This window comes from Burkholderia sp. USMB20 (assembly GCF_000949135.2).
GTDB lineage: Bacteria > Pseudomonadota > Gammaproteobacteria > Burkholderiales > Burkholderiaceae > Burkholderia.
The window spans coordinates 1,100,859-1,125,263 of the sequence record NZ_JTAN02000021.1 but is presented as its reverse complement, the minus strand read 5'-3'; the positions used below and the strand labels follow the sequence as shown (position 1 = coordinate 1,125,263).

The window sequence follows — 24,405 nt, the reverse complement described above, 5'->3', positions numbered from 1 at the left end:
GGGACCGGGCGCCTCGCTCCCCGCAGGCAACAGGTTTCGCGTTCTTTTAGTGTCCGGCGATGCAACATCGCCTCGCTCTTTTCAAGGAATCGTCATGCAGCAACAGAAAATCCGCATTCGCCTGAAGGCTTTCGACTATCGTCTGATCGATCAATCGGCTGCCGAGATCGTCGATACCGCGAAGCGGACTGGCGCAATCGTCCGTGGCCCGGTGCCGCTGCCGACGCGCATCCAGCGTTTTGACATCCTGCGTTCGCCGCACGTCAACAAGACGTCGCGCGATCAGCTCGAAATCCGTACCCACCAGCGCCTGATGGACATCGTCGATCCGACCGACAAGACGGTTGACGCGCTGATGAAGCTCGACCTGCCGGCTGGCGTCGACGTGGAAATCAAGCTGCAGTAAGGCTTTCGGCGCCTCCCGGCGTGCCGGGCGGTGCTAAGTCTTTGTATTGCTTGCGGAAATCGAGAAGTCGGGCTATACTGCTTGGCTTTTCGCGTATTCGCGTAAAAAAGTTGGGCCTTGCGTGCCCGGCATTTTGTAAATCAGCCCCGACCAATCGCAGTCGGGAATGGAGAAAATGATGAGCCTTGGACTCGTAGGTCGCAAGGTTGGCATGACCCGTATCTTCACGGCTGAAGGGGATTCGATTCCCGTCACCGTGCTGGACGTGTCGGACAACCGCGTGACGCAGATCAAGACTGTTGAAACCGACGGCTACACGGCCGTGCAGGTTGCATTCGGCTCCCGCCGCGCATCGCGCGTGACGAAGCCGCTGGCAGGTCATCTCGCCAAAGCCGGTGTCGAAGCCGGTGAAATCCTCAAGGAATTCCGCATTGACGCGGCCAAGGCAGCTGAGCTGTCGAATGGCGCCGTGGTCGGTGCTGATCTTTTCGAAGTAGGCCAGAAGGTCGACGTGCAAGGCGTGTCGATCGGTAAGGGCTACGCCGGTACGATCAAGCGTTACAACTTCTCCTCCGGCCGTGCTACCCACGGTAACTCGCGCTCGCACAACGTGCCGGGCTCGATCGGTATGGCGCAGGATCCGGGTCGCGTTTTCCCGGGTAAGCGCATGACGGGTCACCTCGGTGACGTTACGGTGACGGTGCAGAACCTCGAAATCGCTCGTATCGACGCAGAGCGCAAGCTGCTGCTCGTCAAGGGTGCGATTCCGGGCGCGAAGGGCGGCAAGGTTTTCGTGACGCCGGCCGTCAAGACCAAGGGGGCGAAATAATGGAACTCAAGCTCCTGAACGAAAATGGTCAGGAAGGTGCAGTGGTCAACGCGTCGGACGTCGTGTTCGGTCGTGACTACAACGAAGCGCTGATCCACCAGGTCGTCGTCGCGTACCAGGCGAATGCTCGCCAGGGTAACCGCGCACAGAAGGACCGCGAGCAAGTCAAGCACACCACCAAGAAGCCGTGGCGTCAGAAGGGTACGGGCCGCGCTCGTGCCGGTATGTCGTCGAGCCCGTTGTGGCGTGGCGGTGGTCGCATCTTCCCGAACTCGCCGGAAGAAAACTTCTCGCACAAGGTCAACAAGAAGATGCATCGCGCAGGTCTCTGCTCGATCTTCTCGCAGCTGGCCCGCGAAGGCCGTCTGTCGGTCGTCGAGGACATCATCCTCGAAGCGCCGAAGACCAAGCTGCTGGCTGACAAATTCAAGACCATGGGTCTCGACTCCGTTCTGATCATCACGGACACGGTCGACGAGAACCTGTACCTGGCTTCGCGCAACCTGCCGCACGTGGCGATTGTCGAGCCGCGCTACGCTGACCCGCTGTCGCTGATCTACTTCAAGAAAGTGCTGGTCACGAAGGCTGCGGTCGCCCAGATCGAGGAGTTGCTGTCATGAGCGAGATTCGCAAGAACGATCATCGTTTGATGCAGGTCCTGCTCGCACCGGTGATCTCGGAAAAGGCGACGCTGGTTGCCGACAAGAACGAGCAAGTCGTGTTCGAAGTCGCACCGGATGCCACGAAGCAGGAAGTGAAGGCGGCTGTCGAGCTGCTGTTCAAGGTTGAAGTTGATTCGGTCAACGTGCTGGTTCAGAAGGGCAAGCAAAAGCGCTTCGGCCGTTCGATGGGCCGCCGCAAGGACGTGAAGAAGGCGTACGTTTGCCTGAAGCCCGGCCAGGAAATCAACTTTGAAGCGGAGGCCAAGTAATCATGGCAATCGTGAAAGTTAAGCCGACATCGCCGGGTCGCCGCGCGATGGTCAAGGTGGTCAACAAGAACCTGCACCAGGGCAAGCCGTTCGCGGCACTGCTCGACTCGCAGAGCTCGACCGCCGGCCGTAACAACAACGGCCGTATCACCACGCGTCACAAGGGTGGTGGTCACAAGCAGCACTATCGTATCGTCGATTTCCGTCGCACGAAGGATGGCATTCCGGCAAAGGTCGAGCGTCTCGAGTACGACCCGAACCGTAGCGCGAACATCGCGCTGGTGCTCTACGCAGACGGCGAGCGTCGCTACATCATCGCCCCGAAGGGCCTGACCGTCGGCCAACAGCTGATGTCGGGTTCGGAAGCGCCGATCCGTGCAGGCAACACGCTGCCGATCCGCAACATTCCGGTCGGTACGACGATCCACTGCATCGAGATGCTGCCGGGCAAGGGCGCGCAAATGGCGCGTTCGGCTGGCACGTCGGCCATGCTGCTGGCACGTGAAGGCGTCTACGCGCAGGTTCGTCTGCGTTCGGGCGAAATCCGCCGCGTGCACATCGAGTGCCGTGCAACGATCGGTGAAGTCGGTAACGAAGAGCATAGCCTGCGCCAAATCGGCAAGGCTGGCGCGAACCGCTGGCGCGGTATCCGCCCGACGGTGCGTGGCGTTGCGATGAACCCGGTTGATCACCCGCACGGTGGTGGTGAGGGCAAGACGGCTGCAGGTCGCGACCCGGTGAGCCCGTGGGGTACGCCGGCTAAGGGTTACCGCACCCGCAGCAACAAGCGCACGACGACGATGATCGTCCAGCGCCGTCACAAGCGTTAAGGAGTAGGCAATGGCACGTTCTGTAAAAAAAGGTCCGTTCTGCGACGCCCATTTGCTGAAGAAAGTTGAGGCGGCTGCAGCTTCGCGCGACAAAAAGCCGATCAAGACCTGGTCGCGTCGCTCGACGATTCTGCCGGATTTCATCGGCCTGACGATCGCTGTTCACAACGGCCGTCAACACGTTCCGGTGTACATCTCGGAAAACATGGTCGGCCACAAGCTTGGCGAGTTCGCACTGACCCGTACGTTCAAGGGTCACGCGGCCGACAAGAAGGCCAAGAAATAAGGGGCAATCAAGATGGAAGTGAAAGCAATTCATCGCGGTGCCCGCATCTCGGCGCAAAAAACGCGCCTTGTGGCTGACCAGATCCGCGGTTTGCCGGTCGACAAGGCGCTGAACGTTCTGACGTTCTCGCCGAAGAAGGCGGCTGGCATCGTGAAGAAGGTTGTGCTGTCGGCAATCGCGAATGCGGAGCACAACGAAGGCGCTGATATCGACGAGCTCAAGATCAAGAGCATCTACGTCGACAAGGCGGCATCGCTCAAGCGTTTCACCGCGCGCGCCAAGGGCCGCGGTAACCGCATCGAGAAGCAATCCTGTCACATCACTGTGACGGTCGGGAATTAAGGAGCCATACGATGGGACAGAAAATTCATCCGACTGGCTTCCGCCTGGCTGTCAGCCGCAATTGGGCTTCGCGTTGGTACGCGAACAACAACAATTTCGCGGCGATGCTGCAGGAAGACATCGGTGTTCGTGAATACCTGAAGAAGAAGCTGAAGAACGCTTCGGTCGGTCGGGTGGTCATCGAGCGTCCGGCGAAGAACGCGCGCATCACGATTTACAGCTCGCGTCCGGGCGTCGTCATCGGCAAGAAGGGCGAGGATATCGAACAGCTGAAGACGGAACTGCAACGCCGCATGGGCGTGCCGGTTCACGTCAACATCGAAGAAATCCGCAAGCCGGAAACCGATGCGCAACTGATCGCTGACTCGATCACGCAACAGCTCGAGCGCCGGATCATGTTCCGTCGCGCGATGAAGCGTGCGATGCAGAACGCGATGCGTCTGGGTGCCCAAGGCATCAAGATCATGAGCGCAGGCCGTCTGAACGGTATCGAAATCGCTCGTACGGAGTGGTATCGCGAAGGTCGCGTGCCCCTTCACACGCTGCGTGCCGACATCGACTACGCGACCTCGGAAGCGAAGACGACCTACGGGATCATCGGCGTCAAGGTGTGGGTGTACAAGGGCGACACGCTCGGCCGCAATGACGCGCCGGTGGTCGAAGAAGTAGCCGAAGACAAGCGTCCGCGTCGCAATGCGCGTCCGGGCGACCGTCGTCCGCGCCGTGACGGCGAAGGCGGCGCTCCGGGTGCTCGTCGTGGCGCACCGCGCCGTGGCGCCGGCAAGCCCGAAGACGGCAAGACTGGAGAATAACGATGCTGCAACCGAAACGCAGAAAGTATCGTAAAGAGCAGAAGGGTCGTAACACCGGCAAGGCGACGCGCGGCAACGCAGTGTCGTTCGGTGAATTCGGTCTGAAGGCGATCGGTCGCGGTCGTTTGACCGCACGTCAGATTGAAGCGGCGCGTCGTGCAATGACGCGTCACATCAAGCGTGGCGGCCGCATCTGGATCCGGATCTTCCCGGACAAGCCGATTTCGCAAAAGCCGGCAGAAGTGCGTATGGGTAACGGTAAGGGTAACCCGGAGTACTACGTCGCCGAGATCCAGCCGGGCAAGATGCTCTATGAAATGGACGGCGTAACCGAAGAACTGGCACGCGAAGCGTTCCGTCTGGCTGCAGCCAAGCTGCCGCTGAAGACGGCATTCATCGTGCGCCAGCTCGGCGCCTAAGGAGAAAACATGAAGGCTTCCGAACTTCTCCAGAAAGACCAGGCCGCGCTCAACAAGGAGCTGGCGGACCTGCTGAAGGCGCAATTCGGCCTGCGCATGCAACTCGCGACCCAGCAGCTCACGAACACGAGCCAGCTGAAGAAGGTTCGTCGCGACATCGCACGTGTGCGGACCGTCATGACTCAGAAGGCGAACCAGAAATGAACGATAGCGTGAAAACCTCGCTGAAGCGGACGCTGGTCGGTCGGGTCGTCAGCAACAAGATGGACAAGACCGTCACCGTGCTGATCGAGCACCGCGTCAAGCACCCGATCTACGGCAAGTATGTCGTGCGCTCGAAGAAGTACCACGCGCATGATGAAGCGAACACCTGCAACGAAGGCGATCTCGTCGAAATCCAGGAAACTCGTCCTGTTTCGAAGACGAAGGCCTGGACGGTGTCGCGCCTCGTCGAAGCAGCTCGCGTCATCTAAGCGGGCAGAGCAGTAGGCAGTAACAAGCACTTCGCCACGAAGTGCTTGAAATCGCAAAGTTTTTGCTTGCGTGACCAGGGTTATTTGTTATAATCCTGGTCTTCCCTCTTTATGGGAGCCCCGTCGCGGGCGAAGTTGGTGGGGGAAGCGGACTGGCGCCAGCCTGTCCGAAAGATTCACCGAATTGCGATGGCGGGTTTCGTTTGCCGTCGCTGCTGTTCCAACCCAAGCAGCCGATTGGCTGACGGGACCAAGACTGACCGAATGCATCATGGTGGTGCAATCGGATTAAGTTGGGAAAGACAAACCATGATCCAGACCGAATCTCGGCTCGAAGTAGCCGACAACACGGGTGCACGTGAAGTCATGTGCATCAAGGTGCTCGGCGGCTCGAAGCGTCGTTATGCCGGCATTGGCGACATCATCAAGGTGACCGTCAAAGAAGCAACGCCGCGCGGGCGCGTGAAGAAAGGCGAAATCTACAACGCCGTGGTGGTCCGCACCGCCAAGGGTGTTCGCCGTCAAGACGGCTCGCTGATCAAGTTCGACGGCAACGCCGCTGTGCTTTTGAATAACAAGCTTGAGCCGATCGGCACCCGTATCTTCGGGCCGGTGACGCGTGAGCTGCGTAGCGAACGATTCATGAAGATCGTTTCGCTGGCGCCGGAAGTGCTGTAAGGAGTCGCGATGAACAAGATTCGCAAAGGTGACGAAGTCATCGTCGTCACTGGCAAAGACAAGGGCAAGCGCGGCGTCGTGCTGGCTGTCGGTGCAGAACATGTGACGGTTGAAGGTATCAACCTCGTCAAGAAGCATGTGAAGCCGAACCCGATGAAGGGTACGACGGGCGGCGTGGAAGCGAAGACGATGCCCCTGCATATTTCGAACGTCGCACTGGTCGACGCGAATGGCAAGGCGTCGCGTGTTGGCATCAAGGTCGAGGAAGGCAAGAAGGTTCGCTTCCTGAAGACGACCGGTGCCGTACTGAGCGCCTGACGCAGCGGAGTAAAAAATGGCTCGTTTTCAAGAGTTTTACAAAGAAAAGGTTGTGCCCGGCCTGATCGAGAAGTTCGGTTACAAGTCGGTCATGGAAGTGCCGCGCATCACCAAGATCACGCTGAACATGGGTCTTGGCGAAGCGATCGCTGACAAGAAGATCATCGAGAACGCCGTCGGCGACCTCACGAAGATCGCTGGTCAGAAGCCGGTCGTCACGAAGGCGCGCAAGGCAATCGCAGGCTTCAAGATCCGCCAGGGTTACCCGATCGGCGCGATGGTGACGCTGCGTGGCCAAGCGATGTACGAATTCCTCGACCGTTTCGTGACCGTTGCCCTGCCCCGCGTGCGTGACTTCCGCGGTGTGTCGGGTCGTGCCTTCGATGGCCGCGGCAACTACAACATCGGTGTGAAAGAGCAGATCATTTTCCCCGAAATCGACTACGACAAGATCGACGCACTGCGTGGGCTGAACATCAGCATCACGACGACTGCGAAGACCGACGACGAAGCAAAGGCTCTGCTCGCCAGCTTCAAGTTCCCGTTCAGAAACTGAGGTTACCGTGGCTAAACTGGCACTGATCGAACGTGAAAAGAAGCGCGCCCGCCTGGTCGCGAAGTTCGCAGCAAAGCGCGAAGCGCTGAAGGCGATCGTCGAAGACCAAAGCAAGTCGGAAGAAGAGCGCTACGAAGCACGCCTTGAGCTGCAGCAACTGCCCCGCAACGCAAACCCGACCCGCCAGCGTAACCGCTGCGCGATCACGGGCCGTCCGCGTGGCACGTTCCGTAAATTCGGCCTCGCGCGTAACAAGATTCGTGAAATCGCATTCCGTGGCGAGATTCCTGGCCTGACCAAGGCGAGCTGGTAATAGGAGAAACGTAAATGAGCATGAGTGATCCTATCGCCGATATGCTGACTCGCATCCGCAACGCGCAGATGGTCGAGAAGGTATCGGTCGCGATGCCCTCGTCGAAGGTCAAGGTTGCAATCGCGCAAGTCCTGAAGGACGAAGGTTATATCGACGATTTCGCCGTCAAGGCGGAAGGTGCGAAGTCCGAACTGAATATCGCGCTGAAGTACTACGCAGGTCGCCCGGTCATCGAACGCCTCGAGCGCGTGTCGAAGCCTGGTCTGCGCGTGTACCGCGGCCGTAACGACATTCCGCAGGTCATGAACGGCCTGGGTGTGGCAATCGTGTCGACGCCGAAGGGCGTGATGACCGACCGCAAGGCGCGCGCTACCGGCGTCGGCGGCGAAGTCATCTGCTACGTTGCTTAAAGCCGAGGAGAGAGAAACATGTCTCGAGTAGGTAAGAGCCCGATCGCGCTGCAAGGCGCGGAAGTCAAGCTGGCCGACGGTGCGATCACCGTCAAGGGCCCGCTGGGCACCATCACGCAAGCGATCAATCCGCTCGTGAACGTGGCGAACAACGACGGCACGCTGAATCTGTCGCCGGTCGACGAAAGCCGCGAAGCAAACGCACTGTCGGGCACGATGCGCGCGATCATCGCGAATGCCGTGCACGGCGTGACCAAGGGTTTCGAGCGCAAGCTGACGCTGGTTGGCGTCGGTTATCGTGCGCAAGCGCAAGGCGACAAGCTGAACCTGTCGCTGGGTTTCTCGCACCCGGTGGTGCACCAGATGCCGGAAGGCGTCAAGGCTGAAACCCCGACGCAAACCGAAATCGTGATCAAGGGGATCAACAAGCAACAAGTCGGTCAAGTGGCTGCGGAAGTCCGCGGTTACCGTCCGCCGGAGCCGTACAAGGGCAAGGGCGTGCGCTATTCCGACGAGGTTGTGATCCTCAAAGAAACGAAGAAGAAGTAAGGGTGCGCAATCATGGATAAGACTCAATCTCGCCTGCGCCGCGCTCGCCAGACGCGTATCAAGATCGCTGAGCTGCAGGTCGCGCGTCTCGCCGTGCATCGCACGAACACGCACATCTACGCTCAAGTGTTCTCGCCCTGCGGCACCAAGGTGCTCGCCAGCGCGTCGACGCTCGAAGCAGAAGTGCGCGCTGAACTGGCCGACAAGTCGGGCAAGGGCGGCAACGTTAATGCCGCGACGCTGATCGGCAAGCGTATTGCCGAGAAGGCAAAGGCTGCCGGCATCGAATCCGTCGCCTTCGACCGCTCGGGCTTCCGCTACCACGGCCGCGTCAAGGCGCTGGCTGAGGCAGCTCGCGAAGCTGGGCTCAAGTTCTAAGGAAGGAATTCGTCATGGCAAAGATGCAAGCGAAAGTTCAGGCTGACGAGCGCGACGACGGCCTTCGCGAAAAGATGATTTCGGTCAATCGCGTGACCAAGGTCGTGAAGGGTGGCCGTATTCTCGGCTTCGCCGCACTGACCGTGGTTGGCGACGGTGATGGCCGCATCGGTATGGGCAAGGGCAAGGCGAAGGAAGTGCCGGTCGCTGTCCAGAAGGCAATGGAACAAGCTCGCCGCAACATGTTCAAGGTGCCGCTCAAGAACGGCACGCTGCAGCACGAAGTGCACGGCAAGCATGGCGCATCCGCTGTCCTCCTCGCTCCGGCGAAGGCAGGTACGGGCGTGATCGCCGGCGGCCCGATGCGCGCAGTGTTCGACGTGATGGGCGTTCAGAACGTCGTGGCGAAGAGCCACGGTTCGACGAACCCGTACAACCTCGTTCGCGCCACGCTGGACGGTCTGCGCAAGCAGTCGACCCCGGCAGACATCGCGGCGAAGCGCGGCAAGTCCGTCGAAGATATTTTGGGCTAAGCCCGGGTGGTCACCATGTCTGAAAAAACTGTCAAGGTTCAGCTCGTCAAGAGCCTGATCGGGACCCGCGAATCGCACCGTGCGACCGTGCGTGGCCTGGGCCTGCGCCGACTCAACTCGGTTAGCGAGCTGCAGGATACGCCGGCGGTCCGCGGCATGATCAACAAGGTCTCGTACCTCGTTAAGGTCATCGCGTAAGCGGCCCTACGGATCAAGGAGTTGATATGGAATTGAATAACCTGAAGCCGGCCGCTGGTGCAAAGCACGCCAAGCGTCGTGTCGGCCGTGGCATCGGTTCGGGCCTCGGCAAGACGGCTGGCCGTGGTCACAAGGGTCAGAAATCGCGTTCGGGCGGCTTCCACAAAGTCGGTTTCGAAGGCGGTCAGATGCCGCTGCAACGTCGTCTGCCGAAGCGCGGCTTCACGTCGCTGACGAAGGAATTCGTCGGTGAAGTGCGCCTGGGCGACCTCGAGAAGCTGCCGGTCGATGAAATCGATCTGCTCGCACTGAAGCAAGCCGGCCTGGTCGGCGAGCTGACGAAGAGCGCAAAGATCATCGCGACGGGCGAACTGAAGCGCAAGATCGTCGTGAAGGGTCTCGGCGCCACCAAGGGTGCGCGCGCTGCGATCGAAGCGGCTGGCGGTTCGTTCGCCGAGTGACACGCGTAGCGCGTCGTTACTTGCATTCATCGGAGAAGGTACTTGGCTAACAGCCCGAGTCTTGCAAAACCCGGTCGAAGCACGGCGAAATTCGGCGATCTGCGTCGGCGAGCGATGTTCCTGCTCCTGGCGCTGATCGTCTATCGCATCGGCGCGCACATCCCCGTGCCGGGCATCGATCCGGATCAACTGGCGAAGCTGTTCCAGAGCCAGGCGGGCGGCATCCTGGGCATGTTCAACATGTTCTCGGGTGGCGCGCTTTCCCGCTTCACGATCTTTGCGCTGGGGATCATGCCGTACATCTCGGCGTCGATCATCATGCAGTTGCTGGCGATCGTCTCGCCGCAACTCGAGGCGCTGAAGAAGGAAGGGCAGGCAGGGCAACGGAAGATCACGCAGTACACGCGGTATTTCACCGTGGTGCTCGCGACCTTCCAGGCGTTCGGTATCGCGGCTGCGCTGGAAAACCAGCCGGGCCTCGTGATCGACCCCGGCATGCTGTTCCGGCTGACGACGGTCGTGACGCTGGTTACCGGCACGATGTTCCTGATGTGGCTGGGTGAGCAGATCACCGAGCGTGGTCTGGGCAACGGCATCTCGATCATCATCTTCGGCGGGATCGCAGCAGGGTTCCCGAATGCCGTCGGTGGGCTGTTCGAGCTGGTGCGTACGGGTTCGATGAGCATCATTTCGGCGATCATCATCGTCGTTCTGATCGCCGCGGTGACTTACCTGGTCGTGTTCATCGAACGCGGTCAGCGCAAGATCCTCGTGAACTACGCGAAGCGCCAGGTCGGCAACAAGATCTACGGTGGCCAGTCGTCGCACTTGCCGCTGAAGCTGAACATGTCGGGCGTGATCCCGCCGATCTTCGCATCGTCGATCATCCTGTTCCCGGCCACGATTCTCGGCTGGTTCAGCACGGGTCAGCCGTCGGGAAGCTGGATCTCCAACACGTTGCATAACGTCGCGGAGGCGCTGAAGCCGGGCCAGCCGGTCTATGTGCTGCTGTACACGCTGGCGATCGTGTTTTTCTGCTTCTTCTACACCGCACTGGTGTTCAACAGCAGGGAAACCGCGGACAACCTGAAGAAGAGCGGCGCGTTTGTTCCGGGCATTCGTCCGGGCGACCAGACCGCACGATATATCGACCGCATCCTCACGCGTCTGACGCTGGCCGGTGCGATCTACATCGTCTTCGTGTGTCTGCTGCCGGAATTCCTGGTGCTGCGCTGGAACGTGCCGTTTTATTTTGGTGGAACGTCGCTGCTGATCATTGTCGTCGTCACGATGGACTTCATGGCGCAGGTGCAGTCGTACGTTATGTCGCAACAGTATGAGTCGCTGCTCAAGAAGGCAAACTTCAAGGGCGGCAACATCCCAATGCGTTAATCAAGGACTATGGCCAAAGACGATGTAATCCAGATGCAAGGTGAGGTGATCGAAAACCTCCCGAATGCGACCTTCCGCGTGAAGCTGGAAAACGGCCATGTCGTGTTGGGGCATATCTCCGGGAAGATGCGGATGCACTACATCCGCATCCTGCCGGGCGACAAGGTGACGGTTGAATTGACGCCTTACGATCTGTCTCGTGCGCGGATCGTGTTCCGGGCGAAGTGATTTGAAAAAAGGGTATTATCATGAAAGTGATGGCATCGGTTAAGCGCATTTGCCGCAATTGCAAGATCATCAAGCGCAAAGGCGTCGTTCGCGTGATCTGCAGCTCGGATCCGCGCCACAAGCAGCGCCAAGGCTGACCGCGCGTTTGTTTGCGCTTTTTGTTTGAGGAAAAACAATGGCTCGTATCGCAGGGGTTAACATCCCGAATCACCAGCATACCGAGATCGGCCTGACGGCAATCTTCGGTATCGGCCGCACGCGCTCGCGCAGCATCTGCACGGCAGCTGGCGTGGAATTCTCGAAGAAGGTCAAGGACCTGACCGACGCAGACCTCGAAAAGCTGCGTGAAGAAGTGGGCAAGTTCATCGTCGAAGGCGATCTGCGCCGTGAAGTGACGATGAACATCAAGCGCCTGATGGACCTCGGTTGCTACCGTGGCGTTCGTCATCGCAAGGGCCTGCCGATGCGCGGTCAGCGTACGCGTACGAACGCACGTACCCGCAAGGGTCCGCGTCGTGCAGCGCAAGCGCTGAAGAAGTAAGCGGAACTGACAGTTACAGGAAAACGTAATGGCTAAGGCTTCGAACACCGCGGCGCAACGCGTTCGCAAGAAGGTTAAGAAGAACGTCGCTGAAGGCGTGGTTCACGTTCACGCGTCGTTCAACAACACGATCATCACGATCACCGATCGCCAGGGCAATGCACTGGCATGGGCGACGTCGGGCGGCCAGGGCTTCAAGGGCTCGCGCAAGTCGACGCCGTTCGCTGCTCAGGTTGCTGCTGAGTCGGCCGGTCGCGTGGCGATGGAATATGGCGTGAAGAATCTGGAAGTGCGGATCAAGGGCCCGGGCCCGGGTCGTGAGTCGGCAGTGCGTGCACTGCATGGCCTCGGCATCAAGATCACCGCGATTTCGGACGTCACCCCGATTCCGCACAACGGCTGCCGTCCGCCGAAGCGCCGTCGTATCTAAGAATGCTGCTGGCACGTTCGTGCTGGCGCATTTGCCTGTCGCCGCGTAGCGTCGACGGGCGTTGCTTTTTTGATTGACTAAGCCCACCGTTCGCCCCAAAGGGCGCGAACTAGCGCGGATTCCGGTCCGCGTGACTGATTGATAAAGGAATGCAAAGTGGCACGTTATATCGGCCCTAAGGCCAAGCTGTCCCGCCGTGAAGGCACCGACCTGTTCCTGAAGAGCGCGCGCCGCTCGCTCGCCGACAAGTGCAAGCTCGACAGCAAGCCGGGTCAGCACGGCCGTACCTCGGGCGCACGTACGTCCGACTATGGTACGCAGCTGCGCGAAAAGCAGAAGGTCAAGCGTATTTACGGCGTGCTGGAGCGTCAGTTCCGCCGCTACTTCGCTGAAGCCGACCGCCGCAAGGGCAACACGGGTGAAAACCTGCTGCAACTGCTCGAGTCGCGTCTCGACAACGTCGTGTATCGCATGGGTTTCGGCTCGACCCGCGCTGAAGCGCGTCAGCTGGTGAGCCACAAGTCGATCACGGTGAACGGCGTCGTCGCGAACGTGCCGTCGCAGCAAGTGAAGGCGGGTGACGTCGTCGCGATCCGCGAAAAGGCGAAGAAGCAGGCGCGTATCGTCGAAGCGCTGTCGCTGGCCGAGCAAGGCGGCATGCCGAGCTGGGTTGCAGTCGATGCGAAGAAGTTCGAAGGCACGTTCAAGCAAATGCCGGAACGCGCTGAAATCGCAGGCGACATCAACGAAAGCCTGATCGTCGAATTGTATTCGCGTTAATCCGATTGACGGCCGAGGTACCCCGATTGCGTTATGCAAGGAGGGGCCTCGGCTGTTTATTTTCTGGTTGTTACCGGTCAGCCTTATCGGTGTAACGAGCCGAGGGTATTGAAAAGGAAAGCCCATGCAAACCAGTTTGCTGAAACCCAAGATCATCGCCGTGGAATCGCTGGGCGAGAACCACGCGAGGGTGGTCATGGAACCGTTCGAACGCGGTTACGGCCACACCTTGGGCAATGCGCTTCGCCGCGTGCTGCTGTCGTCGATGGTTGGCTACGCGCCGACCGAAGTCACGATCGCTGGCGTGGTGCACGAGTATTCGACGCTTGACGGCGTGCAAGAGGACGTCGTCAACCTGCTGCTGAACCTGAAGGGTGTGGTGTTCAAGCTGCACAACCGTGACGAAGTGACGGTGACCCTGCGCAAGGAAGGCGAAGGCGTCGTCACGGCCGGCGATATCGAGCTGGCGCACGATTGCGAAGTCATCAACCCGAATCACGTGATCGCACACCTGTCGAAGGGCGGCAAGCTCGACGTTCAGATCAAGATCGAAAAGGGTCGCGGCTATGTGCCCGGCAACGTCCGTCGCTACGGCGAAGACACGGCCAAGATCATCGGCCGCATCGTCCTCGACGCATCGTTCTCGCCGGTTCGCCGCGTGAGCTACGCCGTTGAAAGCGCACGTGTCGAGCAGCGTACCGACCTCGACAAGCTCGTGATGAACATCGAGACGAGCGGCGTGATCACCCCGGAAGAGGCGATCCGTCAATCGGCCCGCATCCTGGTCGACCAGCTGTCCGTGTTCGCGGCGCTGGAAGGCACGGAAACGGCTGCCGAAGCACCGTCGCGCGCACCGCAGATCGATCCGATCCTGCTGCGTCCGGTGGACGATCTCGAGCTGACGGTTCGTTCGGCGAACTGCCTGAAGGCCGAGAACATCTACTACATCGGCGACCTGATCCAGCGCACGGAAAACGAGCTGCTGAAGACGCCGAACCTCGGTCGCAAGTCGCTCAACGAGATCAAGGAAGTGCTCGCTTCGCGCGGTCTCACGCTGGGCATGAAGCTCGAAAACTGGCCGCCGGCTGGTCTCGACAAGTAAGCCCGGTTGTAGCCCGGCTGTAGCAGTAGTTGGCAAAGATGCGGATTTTCCTTTAAAATCCGCATCTTGCTTTTTTCTCTACCGGCCCGTGCACCCCAGAGGTGCGATAGAAGAGCTGGATCAAAACTTTGAATCAAGGAAACTGAAATGCGCCATCGTCATGGTCTGCGGAAACTGAACCGCACGAGCAGCCACCGTCTGGCTATGCTCCGTAACATGTCCAACTCGCTGATCGAGCACGAAGTCATCAAGACGACGCTGCCGAAGGCGAAGGAACTCCGTAAAGTCGTCGAGCCGCTGATCACGCTCGGCAAGAAGCCGTCGCTGGCAAACCGTCGCCTGGCGTTCAACCGCCTGCGCGATCGTGACTCGGTGGCGAAGCTGTTCGACGTGCTCGGTCCGCGTTTCGCGAACCGTCCGGGCGGCTACCTGCGCGTGCTGAAGTTCGGCTTCCGCGTCGGTGACAACGCACCGATGGCACTGGTCGAGCTGCTCGATCGTCCGGAAGTCGACGAAACGGAAAACGTGCAAGAAGCCGAGTAAGCTTCCGGTACGCAGCAGGATCCGAAAGGGCCGAGCAATTGCTTGGCCCTTTTTGTTTTTGGCGGCGCCTCGGCTGCGATCGATTGTCGCAGGCCGGTGCCGGCAGCGTCGCGCGGGCTGCGCTACGATATGCAGTTATCGGCGCGCGCCCTCGATGGGCGATTCGTGGCGGCGGAAGCCGGTAAAGGCCAGTCAGGAGGGCGCGTATGGTGGTGGTATTGATGCTGACGACGGTGCCGGATGCGGCGACGGCCGCGGCGCTCGCCGACGGCGCGCTCGACGCGCGGCTTGCCGCGTGCGTGTCGGAGCTTGGTGCGATCAAGTCGCGCTATCACTGGCAGGGCAAGGTCGAGACGGCCGACGAGATCCAGTTGCTGTTCAAGACGAGCCCCGTCCGCTCGCTCGAACTGGAGCGATTTATTCTCGCGCATCATCCGTACGAGACGCCGGAAATCGTCTCGTGGCAGGCGACGGCTACGGCCGCGTACGGCCAGTGGGTGACCAGCGAAACTCAACGTCTATTTCATGTTTAACGGTATGGCGCTTTCCGTGCGCGTGCGCGTGCTGCGGTTTCTCGCAGTCCTGATGTCGTTCATGTTCGTGCTGGGCGGCCTGTCGGTCGCGCGCGCGGCCGACGATTTTCTCGATCCGTCGGTCGCGTTCAAGTTCAGCGCGAGCGAATCGCCGGGGCAGGTGGACGTCCGTTTCAAGGTTGCCAGCGGCTATTACCTGTACCGCGAGCGGTTCGCGTTCGCGGTGAAGGGCGGGCAGGCGACGCTCGGCGATCCGCAATTCCCGGCCGGCCACGTGAAGTTCGACCAGACGTTCCAGAAGGAAGTCGAGACCTATCGAGACGAGGTCGTGATTCATGTTCCGGTCAAGCAGGCGGCGGGGCCGTTCGAGCTCGCGGTGACGTCGCAAGGATGCGCCGACGAAGGAATCTGCTATCCGCCTGCGGAGCACGTCGTGAAGGTCGACGGCGCAGCGCTGGGCGCGGCCGCGCCGGTCGATCGCACGGCGGCTTCGGGCAGCTGGTTCGACAAGGTCACGAGCGCGGATTTCGCGCAGTCGCTGCTCGAGGGGCACGGTTTCTTCACCATCGTCGCGCTGTATTTCGTCGCCGGCGTCGTGCTGAGTCTCCTGCCCTGCTCGTATCCGATGATTCCGATCGTGTCCGCGATCATCATCGGCCAGGGCACGCGCGCGACGCACGCACGCGGTTTCGCGCTGTCGCTGACGTACGTGGTCGGCATGGCGCTCGTCTATACGGTGCTGGGCATCGCGGCGGCGCTGGTCGGCCAGAGCCTGGGCGCATGGCTGCAGAACCCGTGGGTGCTCGGTGCATTCGGCGTGCTGCTCACCGCATTCGCCGTATCGCTGATTTCCGGCAAGGACATCGCGCTGCCCGAGCGCTGGCAGAACGGCGCGGCGGAAGCCTCGAGCGCGCGCCGGGGCGGCCACTTCGTCGCGGTCGCCGCGATGGGGGCGTTGTCGGCGCTGGTCGTCGGCGCATGCATGACGGCGCCGCTGTTTGCGGTGCTCGCGTTCATCGCGCACACCGGCAATGCGCTGCTCGGCGGCGCCGCGTTGTTCGCAATGGGGCTGGGGCTCGGCGTACCGCTGCTCGTCGTCGGCATCGGTGCCGGTACGGTGCTGCCGCGCGCGGGCGCATGGATGGACGGCGTGAAGGTGTTCTTCGGCATCGTGCTGCTTGCCGCCGCGCTGTGGATCGTGTGGCCGGTGCTCGCGGGCGCGCTGAAGATGGTGCTCGCCGCATTGTGGCTGCTTGTCGCGGCCGCGGCGCTCGGCCTGTTCACGCCGCATGCCGGCGCCGCATCGATCTGGCGCCGTCTCGGCCGCGGCCTCGGTGCCGCGCTCGCGATCTGGGCTGCAACGCTGCTCGTCGGTCTTGCCGCGGGCTCCAACGACCCCGTGAAGCCGCTGGCCGTGCTCGCGGCGCGCACGGTTGCGTCGGGCGATGCGTCGGCAGCCGGTGCGGCGGCCGGAGCGCAGGGTCCCGCGTTCGCGTCGGTGCGCTCCAGTCGCGAGCTCGACGCGCTGCTGAAGACGTCGGGCCAGCCCGTGATGCTCGACTTCTACGCCGACTGGTGCGTGAGCTGCAAGGAGATGGAGCATCTGACGTTCACCGATTCGCGCGTGCAGGCGCGGCTCGCGCAGCTTCACCTGGTGCGTGCCGACGTCACCGCGAACAATCCGGACGACCAGGCGCTGCTCAAGCGCTTCAACCTGTTCGGGCCGCCGGGAATCATCTTCTTCGATCGCAACGGCAACGAAATCGGCCGTGTGGTCGGTTATCAGGCGGCCGAGACGTTCCTGCGCAGCCTCGATCGCGCGGCGGTACCGACGGTGTAACGCGCGCTGGTCGGCGCACGGGCGGCCAGCTGCGCCGGCCGGACGATGCAAAAAAACGGCGGGACACCGAAGTGTCCCGCCGTTTTTCCTTGTGCCGGCCGGCGCGCGGCTCAGCGCTGCGCTTTCAGCAGACGCGCGGCATCGAGCGCGAAGTACGTGAGCACGCCGTCGGCGCCTGCGCGCTTGAATGAGAGCAGCGATTCGAGCACGACTTTGTCGTGATCGAGCCAGCCGTTCATCGCGGCGGCCTTCAGCATCGCGTATTCGCCGCTCACCTGGTACACGTAGGTCGGGAAGCGGAACTCGTCCTTCACGCGGCGCACGATGTCGAGATACGGCATGCCGGGCTTGACCATCACCATGTCGGCGCCTTCGTCGATGTCGAGGCGCACTTCGCGCAGCGCTTCGTCGCTGTTCGCCGGATCCATCTGGTAGGTCATCTTGTTGCCCTTGCCCAGATTGGACGCCGAGCCGACCGCATCGCGGAACGGGCCGTAGAACGCCGACGCGAACTTGGCCGAATAGGCCATGATGCGCGTATGGATGTGACCGTCGCTTTCCAGCATTTCACGGACCGCGCCGATGCGGCCGTCCATCATGTCCGACGGCGCGACGATGTCGACGCCGGCTTCGGCCTGCGCACGCGCCTGGTCGACCAGGATCTCGATCGTGTCGTCGTTGATCACGTAGCCGTTCTCGTCGAGCACGCCGTCCTGGCCGTGGCTCGTGTACGGGTCGAGCGCGACGTCGGTCAGCACGCCGAGTTCGGGGAAGCGCTTCTTCAGCTCGCGCACCGCGCGCGGGATCAGGCCTTCCGGATTGGCCGCTTCGCGGCCGTCAGGCGTCTTCAGCGACGGCTCGATGGCCGGGAACAGCGACAGCACGGGCACGCCGAGTTCGACGCACTGCTCGGCGACATGCATCAGCAGATCGACCGACACGCGCTCGACGCCGGGCATCGACGGGACGCTCTGGCGTTCGTTGGTGCCGTCGACGACGAACACCGGATAGATCAGGTCGTCGGTGGTCAGGCGGTTTTCGCGCATCAGGCGCCGGGAGAAGTCGTCGCGGCGCATCCGGCGCGGACGGTGAAGCGGATGGAAGCTCATGGCGATTGGGCAGAAATCAGGGTAGTAAGAACCTTACGGAACCCTTAGGTCATTTTCGAGAGCGTTGGTATATGATAGCGATCGAGCGGCACGCGTCGCGTGCAGCTCCCCGCTTCTCCTCCCTGAGCGGGTGCCTGTCGTTATTCGATTAGGCTGTTTGACCCGCCGTTCAACGGCGGGTTTTTTTATGAGCCGGCCGAATCCGCAGGTGCCGTCAGGTGCGCACGGCCGGTCCCGGCCGCGCGTTGCCCGCTCATTGTGCTACAGGCTCGCTTTTTTCGTCGGCGACGGACGGCCGCACCCAGCTCTCGATCAGTTCATGGGCCTCGTCGAGCCCCGTGCGCTTCAGCGCCGAGAACAGCTGGACCGTCAGCTTGCCCTTCACGCCCTGGTCACGGTACGCGTCGAGTCCCTTCTGCGTGTTGCGCAGCGCGTTGATGCTTTCCTGCCGCGTCAATTTGTCGCACTTCGTCAGCAGCGTGTGGATCGGCTTGCCGGTCGGCGCGAACCACTCGATCATCCGGCGATCGAGGTCGGTCAACGGGCGGCGCGAATCCATCATCAGGATCAGGCCGCACAGCTGCGAACGCGTCGCGAGGTAGGACGACAGCAGCATTTCCCAGTGGGCCTTCGCGGCCCCCGGCACTTCCGCGTAGCCGTAGCCGGGCAGGTCGACGAGGTTCGCGACGGGCTCGGCGGCCGGGCCGACGGAGAAGTAGTTGATGTGCTGGGTGCGGCCGGGCGTCTTCGACGCGAAGGCGAGCCGCTTCTGGTTGCACAGCACGTTGATCGCCGTCGATTTGCCGGCATTCGAGCGGCCCGCGAACGCGATTTCCGGTTGTACCGTCGGCGGCAGGTCGCGCAGATGGTTGACGGTCGTGTAGAAGCGGGCTTGGTGGAGCAAAAAGGCCATGGGGAAACCGGTGGGACGGGGCGGCGCGAGCCGCTTGGTGGAGGCGGGGTAGCCCCGATAGGCGCGGGAGCTTTCAGCGCGATATTGTACAATACGGCGGTTTTGCCGAAGGGCTGCGGGCGCCTGCCTCGCGCTTTTATGCAGCTTCTGCGGTAGACTGGTCGACGTCGTTTTTTGCAGAACCTCAAATTCCCACAAGACGAAACAGGGTGTGCGAATGAATCGACTGTGCAAGTCTCTGATGGTGCTTCAGGTTGCAGCAGGGTTCGTAGGTTTCGTAGCGGAGGCAAATGCGGCGGATGCGGCAAAGCCGGATCTGGACCGCGGCAAGGCGATTGCCGGGCAAGTTTGCGCGTCGTGTCACGGCGCGGACGGCAATAGCGCGTCGGGCAGTTTCCCGAAGCTGGCCGGCCAGCATCCTGACTATCTGGTCAAGCAATTGAACGACTTCAAGGCCCAGCCGGGCGCGAAGGGGCCGGCGCGGACCAATCCGGTGATGGTCGGGTTCGCGAGCGCGTTGAGCGCGGACGACATGCGCAACGTCGCTGCGTATTACGGATCGCAGACGACGAAGCTCGGCACCGCACGCGACGCGGCGACCGTGCCGATCGGCCAGAAGATCTATCGCGGCGGCATCGCGGAAAAGGGTGTACCCGCCTGCGCGAGCTGCCACGGGCCGACGGGGCAGGGGATTCCGGTCCAGTATCCGCGTCTGTCGGGGCAATGGGCCGATTACACGGTTGCCCAGTTGACCGCGTTCCAGCAGGGTGTCGGTGCGCGCAACAACAACGAGGCGATGCATCAGATCGCAGCGCGTCTGTCGGACAACGAGATCAAGGCCGTCGCGGATTACATCGCGGGCCTGCGTTGACCGGACGGTCGCGAATGGAATGACCGGGCGCCCGAAGGGCGGCCGGCGTCAGAACAAGAAAAAGGGTGGGGCGCCGCGTGATTGCGGTTGCCTCGCCCTTTTTTGTCGGCATTCGCCGGGTCGTCCCCAGCGTGCTGACCGCCCCCTCGGGGGCAGCGAACATAGTGAGCGTAGGGGCTGTTTCCCCTTAGTCGGAGTTTGAATGAGCGTTACCACGTCGGGGTTGCAGTCGAAGTCGGGTCAAAGTGCGTCCAGGCGCGCGATCGAGCTGCTGAGCTCGATGCGCTTCGCGATCGCGCTGCTGGTAGTGCTGTCGATCGCTAGCATCGTCGGCACGGTCCTGACGCAGGACGACCCGTATCCGAACTACGTGAACCAGTTCGGGCCGTTCTGGGCGGACATTTTCCGCTCGCTGGGCCTGTACAACGTGTACAGCGCCTGGTGGTTCATGCTGATCCTGATCTTCCTCGTCGTGTCGATCTCGCTGTGCGTGATCCGCAATGCGCCGAAGATGCTTGCCGATGCGAAGAGCTGGAAGGACAAGGTCCGCGAAGGCAGCCTGCGCGCGTTCCACCACAAGGCCGAATACTCGGCGTCCGGCACGCGCGCGACCGTCGCGGCCACGCTCGCCACGTTCGTCACCAAGGCCGGCTACAAGCACGTCGTGCGTGAAACCGACGGCGCGACGCTGATTTCCGCGAAGCGCGGCGCGCTGACGAAGTGGGGCTACATCTCCGCGCACCTTGCGATCGTCGTGATCTGTATCGGCGGCCTGCTGGACAGCAACCTGCCGATCAAATTCCAGATGTGGATGTTCGGCAAGAGCCCGGTCAACACGAGCGCGACGATCAGCGAAATCTCGCCCGACCACCGGCTGTCCGTGTCGAACCCGACGTTCCGCGGCTACGCGTGGGTGCCGGAAGGCCAGTTCGTGTCGACCGCGATCCTGAACCAGCCGAGCGGCTCGCTGATCCAGGACCTGCCGTTCTCGATCCAGCTCAACAAGTTCATCGTCGACTACTACACGACCGGGATGCCGAAGCTGTTCGCGAGCGACATCGTCGTGATCGATCGCGAGACGGGCCAGAAGATCCCGGCGCGCGTCGAGGTCAACAAGCCGTTCACGTACAAGGGCGTGTCGATCTACCAGTCGAGCTTCCAGGACGGCGGCTCGCAGATGGAGATGACGGCCTACCCGATGACGGGCGGCAACGCGAAGACCTTCGCAGTGAAGGGCACGATCGGCAGCACGGCGCCGCTGCAGATGCCGGGCAGCGACGGCGACACGATCGAGTTCTCCGACTTTCGCGCGATCAACGTCGAGAACATGGCCGACGCGAACGGCAAGCCGGACGTGCGCGGCGTCGCGAAGACGGCGTCGCTGAAGGAAGCGTTCGACGAGCGGCTCGGTTCGGGCGCGAAGACGTCGAAGCCGGTGCAGCTCCACAACATCGGCCCGTCGGTGCAGTACAAGATTCGCGGCAAGGACGGCCAGGCGCGCGAATTCAACAACTACATGCTGCCGGTCGACATGGGCGGCACGCGCGTGTTCCTCGCCGGCGTGCGCGCGAGCCCGAACGATCCGTTCCGCTACATGCGGATTCCGGCCGACAGCCAGGATTCGATCGGCGAATGGATGCGCCTGCGCGCCGCGCTCGAGGATCCGGCCGTGCGTGCCGACGCCGCCGCGCGCTTCGCGCAGCGTTCGCTGCCGACGACCGAAGCGTCGCTGCGTGGCCGCCTGCAGGACAGCGCGTTCAAGGTGCTGACCCTTTTTGCGGCGAGCGACGACAGCATCGGCCGCGGCGCCGACGGCCAGCCGGTCGGCGGCTTCCAGGCGGTGGCGACCTTCATCGATCGTTCGGTGCCGAAGGCCGAGCAGGAGAAGGCGGCGAGCCTGCTGCTGCGCATGCTCGAGGGTTCGATGTGGGAGGTCTGGCAGATCGCGCGCGAGCGCGCCGGCGAGCCGGCTGCCCAACAGGGCGCCGACACGATCCGCTTCGTGCAGAACGCGATCAATGCGCTATCGGACAGCTTCTTGTATGGATCGCCGGTCTATTTGCAGCTTGACTCCTTCAAGCAGGTGCAAGCTTCGGTATTTCAGTTGACGCGCGCACCCGGCAAGAATCTGGTGTATCTTGGCAGCCTGCTGCTGGTCGCCGGCATCTTCTCGATGTTCTACGTGCGCGAGCGGCGCCTCTGGTTCTGGCTCAAGGATGCCGGTTCGGGCGTCGATGTGGTGATGGCGATGTCCACGGCCCGCAAGACCTTCGATTTCGAGAAAGAATTCGTGCAGACGCGCGACGCGGCCGGCGCCGCCTTGCGCGCCGCACCGCGCGACGCCGCGCCCGCCGGTGCGGCAGCGACTGCCCGTCCGCCTGCCGGCGGCGATTCCGAGAATTCCACCCGGTAACATCATGGATCTCACGCAAGTTTCCTCTTCCCGTTCGGGGCCGGTCCAGGCCCCGAATCCGGCGCCGTTGTTCGACGACCGTCCGTTCCTCGCGCGCCTGTCGGTCATCGACTGGCTGTTCGCACTGGCACTCGTGGTCGGCGCGGGCTATGCGTTCGTGCATTACAACGAACACATGAATTACTACGACAAGGCGGTGATGATCGGCACCGTGCCGGCGCTCGTCGTGCTCGGCTGGCGCTGGAAGCCCGCGCGGCTGATGATGGCGTCGATCGCCGTGCTGTCGCTGCTGTCGATCCAGATCTACCAGGGCGATCTCGCGCGCGCCGATGCGGCGTTCTTCCTCAAATACTTCCTGTCGAGCCAGTCCGCGATCCTGTGGATGAGCGCGCTGTTCGTGCTCGCGACGATCTTCTACTGGATCGGTCTGCTCGCGCGCTCGGAGTCGGGCGCCGCGATCGGCCAGAAGCTCACGTGGGTCGCCGTGCTGATGGGCTTCACCGGCCTGATGGTGCGCTGGTACGAGTCCTACCTGATCGGCGCCGACGTCGGGCATATCCCGGTGTCGAACCTATACGAAGTGTTCGTGCTGTTCAGCCTGATCACCGCGCTGCTCTACCTGTATTACGAAGGCCACTACGGCACGCGCGCGCTCGGCGCGTTCGTGCTGCTGGTCATCAGCGCGGCCGTCGGCTTCCTGATGTGGTACTCGGTCGCGCGCGACGCGCAGCAGATCCAGCCGCTCGTGCCGGCGCTGCAGAGCTGGTGGATGAAGATCCACGTGCCGGCGAACTTCATCGGCTACGGCAGCTTCGCGCTGTCGGCGATGGTGTCGGTCGCGTACCTGATGAAGGAGCGCGGCGTGCTCGCCGATCGCCTGCCGACGCTCGAGGTGCTCGACGACGTAATGTACAAGTCGATCGCGGTCGGCTTCGCGTTCTTCACGATCGCGACGATTCTCGGCGCGCTGTGGGCCGCCGAAGCATGGGGAGGCTACTGGAGCTGGGACCCGAAGGAAACCTGGGCGCTGATCGTGTGGCTCAACTACGCGGCCTGGCTGCACATGCGCCTGATGAAGGGCCTGCGCGGCGCGGTTGCCGCCTGGTGGGCGCTCACCGGCCTGCTCGTGACGACGTTCGCGTTCCTCGGCGTCAACATGTTCCTGTCGGGGCTGCACAGCTACGGGCAACTCTGACGCATGCGCGGCGTTGCCTACCATGTTCTACCCATGCACTTCGGCGAGCATTACCCCTACCCGCCGCCGGCGTGCCGGACCAGAATGTCCGAACGAGCATCGCCGCATTCCGGATGCGACGCAGGAGGAACTGCCATGAGACGCGTCTATTTTCTGTTGCCGACGGCGCAATGCGCGCGGTCGATCGTCGGCGAGCTGCTGTCGCTGCGAATCGAGTGGCGACATATCCATTGCCTCGCGAATCACGATGTCTGGCGCGACGACTTGCCGGAAGCCACGCTGGTGCAACGCAGCGACCTGCTGCCGTCGCTCGCGCGCGGCACCGCGGTCGGCTCTGCGACCGGCATGCTGATGGGGCTGATCCTGCTGCTGGTCCAGCCCGCGGGTTTGCCGATCGGCGGCGGCATCGTCGTGGCGATCACGCTGTTCGGCGCGGCCTTCGGCGCATGGGTGGCGACGATGATCGGCATCGACATGCCGAGCACGCGCCTGAAGCGTTTCGAGGAGGGCATCGAGCACGGCGAGCTGCTGATGATGATCGACGTGCCGACCGACCGCGTTCGCGAGATCGAAGACGCGATCAGGCTTCACCATACGGATGCGCATCTGCAGGGAGAGGATCCGACGGTCCCGGCATTTCCATGAGTGGCGGGGCGGCCCGAATGCCGGCCGCTACGGCGCTACACGTTGCCGGACGCCATCGCTTCATGGCGCCCGGCAGCGCGCCGTGCGCAGGCTGCCGGCAGCGTTGCCGCGCGCAGGCTGCCGCGGGTCGCGCGTGTTGCGCGTTTTT

The 24,405-nt window shown here is 62.2% G+C and carries 37 protein-coding genes; 35 read left to right on the top strand and 2 right to left on the bottom strand.

What is annotated here, in order from left to right; genetic code table 11:
- Positions 1-94: 94 nt before the first annotated feature.
- The 31 genes from rpsJ (at position 95) to dsbD (ending at position 17,111) form a co-directional block, all read left to right on the top strand.
- Positions 95-406: a 30S ribosomal protein S10 gene (rpsJ, locus tag PL79_RS35430; RefSeq protein WP_004199280.1), complete on the top strand. Its 312-nt coding sequence runs from the start codon at positions 95-97 to the stop codon at positions 404-406.
- 178 nt (positions 407-584) lie between these two features.
- Positions 585-1,235, top strand: a complete 651-nt coding sequence (gene rplC, locus PL79_RS35425; RefSeq protein WP_006752926.1) for a 50S ribosomal protein L3 — start codon at positions 585-587, stop codon at positions 1,233-1,235.
- Complete coding sequence (rplD, locus tag PL79_RS35420; RefSeq protein ID WP_006477192.1) at positions 1,235-1,855, top strand: 50S ribosomal protein L4; 621 nt, start codon at positions 1,235-1,237, stop codon at positions 1,853-1,855. The genes rplC and rplD overlap by 1 nt, the downstream gene beginning before the upstream one ends.
- Positions 1,852-2,166 (top strand): 50S ribosomal protein L23, encoded by a 315-nt coding sequence (rplW, locus tag PL79_RS35415; RefSeq protein ID WP_004199275.1) that lies wholly within the window; start codon positions 1,852-1,854, stop codon positions 2,164-2,166. Before rplD ends, rplW begins: the two co-directional genes overlap by 4 nt.
- A 2-nt stretch (positions 2,167-2,168) precedes the next feature.
- Positions 2,169-2,996 (top strand): 50S ribosomal protein L2, encoded by an 828-nt coding sequence (rplB, locus tag PL79_RS35410; protein WP_006482900.1) that lies wholly within the window; start codon positions 2,169-2,171, stop codon positions 2,994-2,996.
- 10 nt (positions 2,997-3,006) lie between these two features.
- Positions 3,007-3,282, top strand: a complete 276-nt coding sequence (rpsS, locus tag PL79_RS35405) for a 30S ribosomal protein S19 (protein ID WP_004199273.1) — start codon at positions 3,007-3,009, stop codon at positions 3,280-3,282.
- A gap of 12 nt (positions 3,283-3,294) precedes the next feature.
- Complete coding sequence (gene rplV / locus PL79_RS35400) at positions 3,295-3,624, top strand: 50S ribosomal protein L22 (protein ID WP_004199272.1); 330 nt, start codon at positions 3,295-3,297, stop codon at positions 3,622-3,624.
- A gap of 11 nt (positions 3,625-3,635) precedes the next feature.
- Positions 3,636-4,436 carry a 30S ribosomal protein S3 gene (rpsC, locus tag PL79_RS35395; RefSeq protein WP_006482899.1) on the top strand — a complete coding sequence of 267 codons (801 nt, stop codon included), beginning with the start codon at positions 3,636-3,638 and terminating at the stop codon, positions 4,434-4,436.
- Positions 4,437-4,438: 2 nt separating this feature from the next.
- Positions 4,439-4,855, top strand: a complete 417-nt coding sequence (rplP, locus tag PL79_RS35390) for a 50S ribosomal protein L16 (RefSeq protein ID WP_006482873.1) — start codon at positions 4,439-4,441, stop codon at positions 4,853-4,855.
- A 9-nt stretch (positions 4,856-4,864) separates the two neighbouring features.
- Positions 4,865-5,059 carry a 50S ribosomal protein L29 gene (gene rpmC, locus PL79_RS35385; protein ID WP_006400652.1) on the top strand — a complete coding sequence of 65 codons (195 nt, stop codon included), beginning with the start codon at positions 4,865-4,867 and terminating at the stop codon, positions 5,057-5,059.
- On the top strand, positions 5,056-5,328 hold the full coding sequence (gene rpsQ / locus PL79_RS35380) for a 30S ribosomal protein S17 (RefSeq protein ID WP_006752928.1): 273 nt from the start codon (positions 5,056-5,058) through the stop codon (positions 5,326-5,328). Before rpmC ends, rpsQ begins: the two co-directional genes overlap by 4 nt.
- A gap of 309 nt (positions 5,329-5,637) precedes the next feature.
- On the top strand, positions 5,638-6,006 hold the full coding sequence (gene rplN / locus PL79_RS35375) for a 50S ribosomal protein L14 (RefSeq protein WP_006752929.1): 369 nt from the start codon (positions 5,638-5,640) through the stop codon (positions 6,004-6,006).
- Positions 6,007-6,015: 9 nt separating this feature from the next.
- The gene (gene rplX / locus PL79_RS35370; RefSeq protein WP_006477187.1) at positions 6,016-6,324 is read left to right on the top strand and encodes a 50S ribosomal protein L24; all 309 of its coding nucleotides are present in this window, start codon (positions 6,016-6,018) and stop codon (positions 6,322-6,324) included.
- Between the two features lie 16 nt (positions 6,325-6,340).
- Complete coding sequence (gene rplE, locus PL79_RS35365) at positions 6,341-6,880, top strand: 50S ribosomal protein L5 (protein WP_006477186.1); 540 nt, start codon at positions 6,341-6,343, stop codon at positions 6,878-6,880.
- A 7-nt stretch (positions 6,881-6,887) separates the two neighbouring features.
- Positions 6,888-7,193, top strand: a complete 306-nt coding sequence (gene rpsN, locus PL79_RS35360; RefSeq protein WP_006482884.1) for a 30S ribosomal protein S14 — start codon at positions 6,888-6,890, stop codon at positions 7,191-7,193.
- Positions 7,194-7,207: 14 nt separating this feature from the next.
- Entirely contained in the window at positions 7,208-7,603 is a 396-nt protein-coding gene (gene rpsH, locus PL79_RS35355) for a 30S ribosomal protein S8 (RefSeq protein WP_006477185.1), read from the top strand.
- Between the two features lie 18 nt (positions 7,604-7,621).
- Positions 7,622-8,152, top strand: a complete 531-nt coding sequence (rplF, locus tag PL79_RS35350) for a 50S ribosomal protein L6 (RefSeq protein WP_006758786.1) — start codon at positions 7,622-7,624, stop codon at positions 8,150-8,152.
- A 12-nt stretch (positions 8,153-8,164) separates the two neighbouring features.
- Positions 8,165-8,530 (top strand): 50S ribosomal protein L18, encoded by a 366-nt coding sequence (gene rplR / locus PL79_RS35345; RefSeq protein ID WP_006477183.1) that lies wholly within the window; start codon positions 8,165-8,167, stop codon positions 8,528-8,530.
- Positions 8,531-8,544: 14 nt separating this feature from the next.
- Complete coding sequence (gene rpsE, locus PL79_RS35340; protein ID WP_006752931.1) at positions 8,545-9,063, top strand: 30S ribosomal protein S5; 519 nt, start codon at positions 8,545-8,547, stop codon at positions 9,061-9,063.
- Between the two features lie 15 nt (positions 9,064-9,078).
- The gene (rpmD, locus tag PL79_RS35335) at positions 9,079-9,261 is read left to right on the top strand and encodes a 50S ribosomal protein L30 (RefSeq protein ID WP_006400644.1); all 183 of its coding nucleotides are present in this window, start codon (positions 9,079-9,081) and stop codon (positions 9,259-9,261) included.
- A 26-nt stretch (positions 9,262-9,287) separates the two neighbouring features.
- On the top strand, positions 9,288-9,722 hold the full coding sequence (rplO, locus tag PL79_RS35330) for a 50S ribosomal protein L15 (protein WP_006482880.1): 435 nt from the start codon (positions 9,288-9,290) through the stop codon (positions 9,720-9,722).
- Between the two features lie 42 nt (positions 9,723-9,764).
- Positions 9,765-11,114 carry a preprotein translocase subunit SecY gene (gene secY / locus PL79_RS35325; protein ID WP_006400642.1) on the top strand — a complete coding sequence of 450 codons (1,350 nt, stop codon included), beginning with the start codon at positions 9,765-9,767 and terminating at the stop codon, positions 11,112-11,114.
- A 9-nt stretch (positions 11,115-11,123) separates the two neighbouring features.
- Complete coding sequence (gene infA / locus PL79_RS35320; RefSeq protein WP_004521905.1) at positions 11,124-11,342, top strand: translation initiation factor IF-1; 219 nt, start codon at positions 11,124-11,126, stop codon at positions 11,340-11,342.
- Positions 11,343-11,362: 20 nt separating this feature from the next.
- Entirely contained in the window at positions 11,363-11,479 is a 117-nt protein-coding gene (gene rpmJ, locus PL79_RS35315; RefSeq protein WP_004199844.1) for a 50S ribosomal protein L36, read from the top strand.
- A 38-nt stretch (positions 11,480-11,517) separates the two neighbouring features.
- Positions 11,518-11,883 (top strand): 30S ribosomal protein S13, encoded by a 366-nt coding sequence (rpsM, locus tag PL79_RS35310; protein WP_039323572.1) that lies wholly within the window; start codon positions 11,518-11,520, stop codon positions 11,881-11,883.
- 28 nt (positions 11,884-11,911) lie between these two features.
- Entirely contained in the window at positions 11,912-12,313 is a 402-nt protein-coding gene (gene rpsK / locus PL79_RS35305; protein ID WP_004197937.1) for a 30S ribosomal protein S11, read from the top strand.
- A gap of 156 nt (positions 12,314-12,469) precedes the next feature.
- The gene (rpsD, locus tag PL79_RS35300) at positions 12,470-13,093 is read left to right on the top strand and encodes a 30S ribosomal protein S4 (protein ID WP_006477177.1); all 624 of its coding nucleotides are present in this window, start codon (positions 12,470-12,472) and stop codon (positions 13,091-13,093) included.
- Between the two features lie 124 nt (positions 13,094-13,217).
- The gene (locus tag PL79_RS35295; protein WP_006477176.1) at positions 13,218-14,195 is read left to right on the top strand and encodes a DNA-directed RNA polymerase subunit alpha; all 978 of its coding nucleotides are present in this window, start codon (positions 13,218-13,220) and stop codon (positions 14,193-14,195) included.
- 147 nt (positions 14,196-14,342) lie between these two features.
- A complete protein-coding gene (gene rplQ / locus PL79_RS35290) occupies positions 14,343-14,738 on the top strand; it encodes a 50S ribosomal protein L17 (protein WP_006477175.1) in 396 nt (131 codons plus the stop codon).
- A gap of 206 nt (positions 14,739-14,944) precedes the next feature.
- On the top strand, positions 14,945-15,271 hold the full coding sequence (cutA, locus tag PL79_RS35285; protein WP_044848926.1) for a divalent-cation tolerance protein CutA: 327 nt from the start codon (positions 14,945-14,947) through the stop codon (positions 15,269-15,271).
- Positions 15,264-17,111, top strand: coding sequence for a protein-disulfide reductase DsbD (gene dsbD / locus PL79_RS35280; protein WP_044848925.1), 1,848 nt, complete (start codon positions 15,264-15,266; stop codon positions 17,109-17,111). The genes cutA and dsbD overlap by 8 nt, the downstream gene beginning before the upstream one ends.
- Positions 17,112-17,221: 110 nt before the next feature.
- Here the strand turns inward: dsbD and hemB are convergent, their stop codons facing one another.
- Both hemB and yihA read right to left on the bottom strand, forming a co-directional pair.
- Complete coding sequence (hemB, locus tag PL79_RS35275) at positions 17,222-18,220, bottom strand: porphobilinogen synthase (RefSeq protein ID WP_044848924.1); 999 nt, start codon at positions 18,218-18,220, stop codon at positions 17,222-17,224.
- Between the two features lie 253 nt (positions 18,221-18,473).
- Positions 18,474-19,133, bottom strand: a complete 660-nt coding sequence (gene yihA, locus PL79_RS35270; protein WP_044848923.1) for a ribosome biogenesis GTP-binding protein YihA/YsxC — start codon at positions 19,131-19,133, stop codon at positions 18,474-18,476.
- A 217-nt stretch (positions 19,134-19,350) separates the two neighbouring features.
- Here yihA and PL79_RS35265 point away from each other — a divergent pair, with 217 nt between their 5' ends.
- The 4 genes from PL79_RS35265 (at position 19,351) to PL79_RS35245 (ending at position 24,257) form a co-directional block, all read left to right on the top strand.
- Positions 19,351-20,004 (top strand): c-type cytochrome, encoded by a 654-nt coding sequence (locus PL79_RS35265; RefSeq protein WP_044848922.1) that lies wholly within the window; start codon positions 19,351-19,353, stop codon positions 20,002-20,004.
- Between the two features lie 202 nt (positions 20,005-20,206).
- Positions 20,207-22,417 carry a cytochrome c biogenesis protein ResB gene (locus PL79_RS35255; RefSeq protein WP_044848921.1) on the top strand — a complete coding sequence of 737 codons (2,211 nt, stop codon included), beginning with the start codon at positions 20,207-20,209 and terminating at the stop codon, positions 22,415-22,417.
- A 4-nt stretch (positions 22,418-22,421) separates the two neighbouring features.
- Positions 22,422-23,612, top strand: a complete 1,191-nt coding sequence (gene ccsB / locus PL79_RS35250; RefSeq protein WP_135801206.1) for a c-type cytochrome biogenesis protein CcsB — start codon at positions 22,422-22,424, stop codon at positions 23,610-23,612.
- Positions 23,613-23,747: 135 nt separating this feature from the next.
- Entirely contained in the window at positions 23,748-24,257 is a 510-nt protein-coding gene (locus tag PL79_RS35245) for a hypothetical protein (RefSeq protein ID WP_044849149.1), read from the top strand.
- Positions 24,258-24,405 lie beyond the last annotated feature (148 nt).

Excerpts from the sequence above, each read along its gene's own strand:
- rpsJ (WP_004199280.1), top strand. The coding sequence starts at position 95 with ATGCAGCAACAGAAAATCCGCATTCGCCTGAAGGCTTTCGACTATCGT.
- rplC (WP_006752926.1), top strand. The coding sequence starts at position 585 with ATGAGCCTTGGACTCGTAGGTCGCAAGGTTGGCATGACCCGTATCTTC.
- rplD (WP_006477192.1), top strand. The coding sequence starts at position 1,235 with ATGGAACTCAAGCTCCTGAACGAAAATGGTCAGGAAGGTGCAGTGGTC.
- rplW (WP_004199275.1), top strand. The coding sequence starts at position 1,852 with ATGAGCGAGATTCGCAAGAACGATCATCGTTTGATGCAGGTCCTGCTC.
- rplB (WP_006482900.1), top strand. The coding sequence starts at position 2,169 with ATGGCAATCGTGAAAGTTAAGCCGACATCGCCGGGTCGCCGCGCGATG.
- rpsS (WP_004199273.1), top strand. The coding sequence starts at position 3,007 with ATGGCACGTTCTGTAAAAAAAGGTCCGTTCTGCGACGCCCATTTGCTG.
- rplV (WP_004199272.1), top strand. The coding sequence starts at position 3,295 with ATGGAAGTGAAAGCAATTCATCGCGGTGCCCGCATCTCGGCGCAAAAA.
- rpsC (WP_006482899.1), top strand. The coding sequence starts at position 3,636 with ATGGGACAGAAAATTCATCCGACTGGCTTCCGCCTGGCTGTCAGCCGC.
- rplP (WP_006482873.1), top strand. The coding sequence starts at position 4,439 with ATGCTGCAACCGAAACGCAGAAAGTATCGTAAAGAGCAGAAGGGTCGT.
- rpmC (WP_006400652.1), top strand. The coding sequence starts at position 4,865 with ATGAAGGCTTCCGAACTTCTCCAGAAAGACCAGGCCGCGCTCAACAAG.
- rpsQ (WP_006752928.1), top strand. The coding sequence starts at position 5,056 with ATGAACGATAGCGTGAAAACCTCGCTGAAGCGGACGCTGGTCGGTCGG.
- rplN (WP_006752929.1), top strand. The coding sequence starts at position 5,638 with ATGATCCAGACCGAATCTCGGCTCGAAGTAGCCGACAACACGGGTGCA.
- rplX (WP_006477187.1), top strand. The coding sequence starts at position 6,016 with ATGAACAAGATTCGCAAAGGTGACGAAGTCATCGTCGTCACTGGCAAA.
- rplE (WP_006477186.1), top strand. The coding sequence starts at position 6,341 with ATGGCTCGTTTTCAAGAGTTTTACAAAGAAAAGGTTGTGCCCGGCCTG.
- rpsH (WP_006477185.1), top strand. The coding sequence starts at position 7,208 with ATGAGCATGAGTGATCCTATCGCCGATATGCTGACTCGCATCCGCAAC.
- rplF (WP_006758786.1), top strand. The coding sequence starts at position 7,622 with ATGTCTCGAGTAGGTAAGAGCCCGATCGCGCTGCAAGGCGCGGAAGTC.
- rplR (WP_006477183.1), top strand. The coding sequence starts at position 8,165 with ATGGATAAGACTCAATCTCGCCTGCGCCGCGCTCGCCAGACGCGTATC.
- rpsE (WP_006752931.1), top strand. The coding sequence starts at position 8,545 with ATGGCAAAGATGCAAGCGAAAGTTCAGGCTGACGAGCGCGACGACGGC.
- rpmD (WP_006400644.1), top strand. The coding sequence starts at position 9,079 with ATGTCTGAAAAAACTGTCAAGGTTCAGCTCGTCAAGAGCCTGATCGGG.
- rplO (WP_006482880.1), top strand. The coding sequence starts at position 9,288 with ATGGAATTGAATAACCTGAAGCCGGCCGCTGGTGCAAAGCACGCCAAG.
- infA (WP_004521905.1), top strand. The coding sequence starts at position 11,124 with ATGGCCAAAGACGATGTAATCCAGATGCAAGGTGAGGTGATCGAAAAC.
- rpmJ (WP_004199844.1), top strand. The coding sequence starts at position 11,363 with ATGAAAGTGATGGCATCGGTTAAGCGCATTTGCCGCAATTGCAAGATC.
- rpsM (WP_039323572.1), top strand. The coding sequence starts at position 11,518 with ATGGCTCGTATCGCAGGGGTTAACATCCCGAATCACCAGCATACCGAG.
- rpsK (WP_004197937.1), top strand. The coding sequence starts at position 11,912 with ATGGCTAAGGCTTCGAACACCGCGGCGCAACGCGTTCGCAAGAAGGTT.
- PL79_RS35295 (WP_006477176.1), top strand. The coding sequence starts at position 13,218 with ATGCAAACCAGTTTGCTGAAACCCAAGATCATCGCCGTGGAATCGCTG.
- rplQ (WP_006477175.1), top strand. The coding sequence starts at position 14,343 with ATGCGCCATCGTCATGGTCTGCGGAAACTGAACCGCACGAGCAGCCAC.
- cutA (WP_044848926.1), top strand. The coding sequence starts at position 14,945 with ATGGTGGTGGTATTGATGCTGACGACGGTGCCGGATGCGGCGACGGCC.
- dsbD (WP_044848925.1), top strand. The coding sequence starts at position 15,264 with ATGTTTAACGGTATGGCGCTTTCCGTGCGCGTGCGCGTGCTGCGGTTT.
- hemB (WP_044848924.1), bottom strand. The coding sequence starts at position 18,220 with ATGAGCTTCCATCCGCTTCACCGTCCGCGCCGGATGCGCCGCGACGAC.
- yihA (WP_044848923.1), bottom strand. The coding sequence starts at position 19,133 with ATGGCCTTTTTGCTCCACCAAGCCCGCTTCTACACGACCGTCAACCAT.
- PL79_RS35265 (WP_044848922.1), top strand. The coding sequence starts at position 19,351 with ATGAATCGACTGTGCAAGTCTCTGATGGTGCTTCAGGTTGCAGCAGGG.
- PL79_RS35255 (WP_044848921.1), top strand. The coding sequence starts at position 20,207 with ATGAGCGTTACCACGTCGGGGTTGCAGTCGAAGTCGGGTCAAAGTGCG.
- ccsB (WP_135801206.1), top strand. The coding sequence starts at position 22,422 with ATGGATCTCACGCAAGTTTCCTCTTCCCGTTCGGGGCCGGTCCAGGCC.
- PL79_RS35245 (WP_044849149.1), top strand. The coding sequence starts at position 23,748 with ATGAGACGCGTCTATTTTCTGTTGCCGACGGCGCAATGCGCGCGGTCG.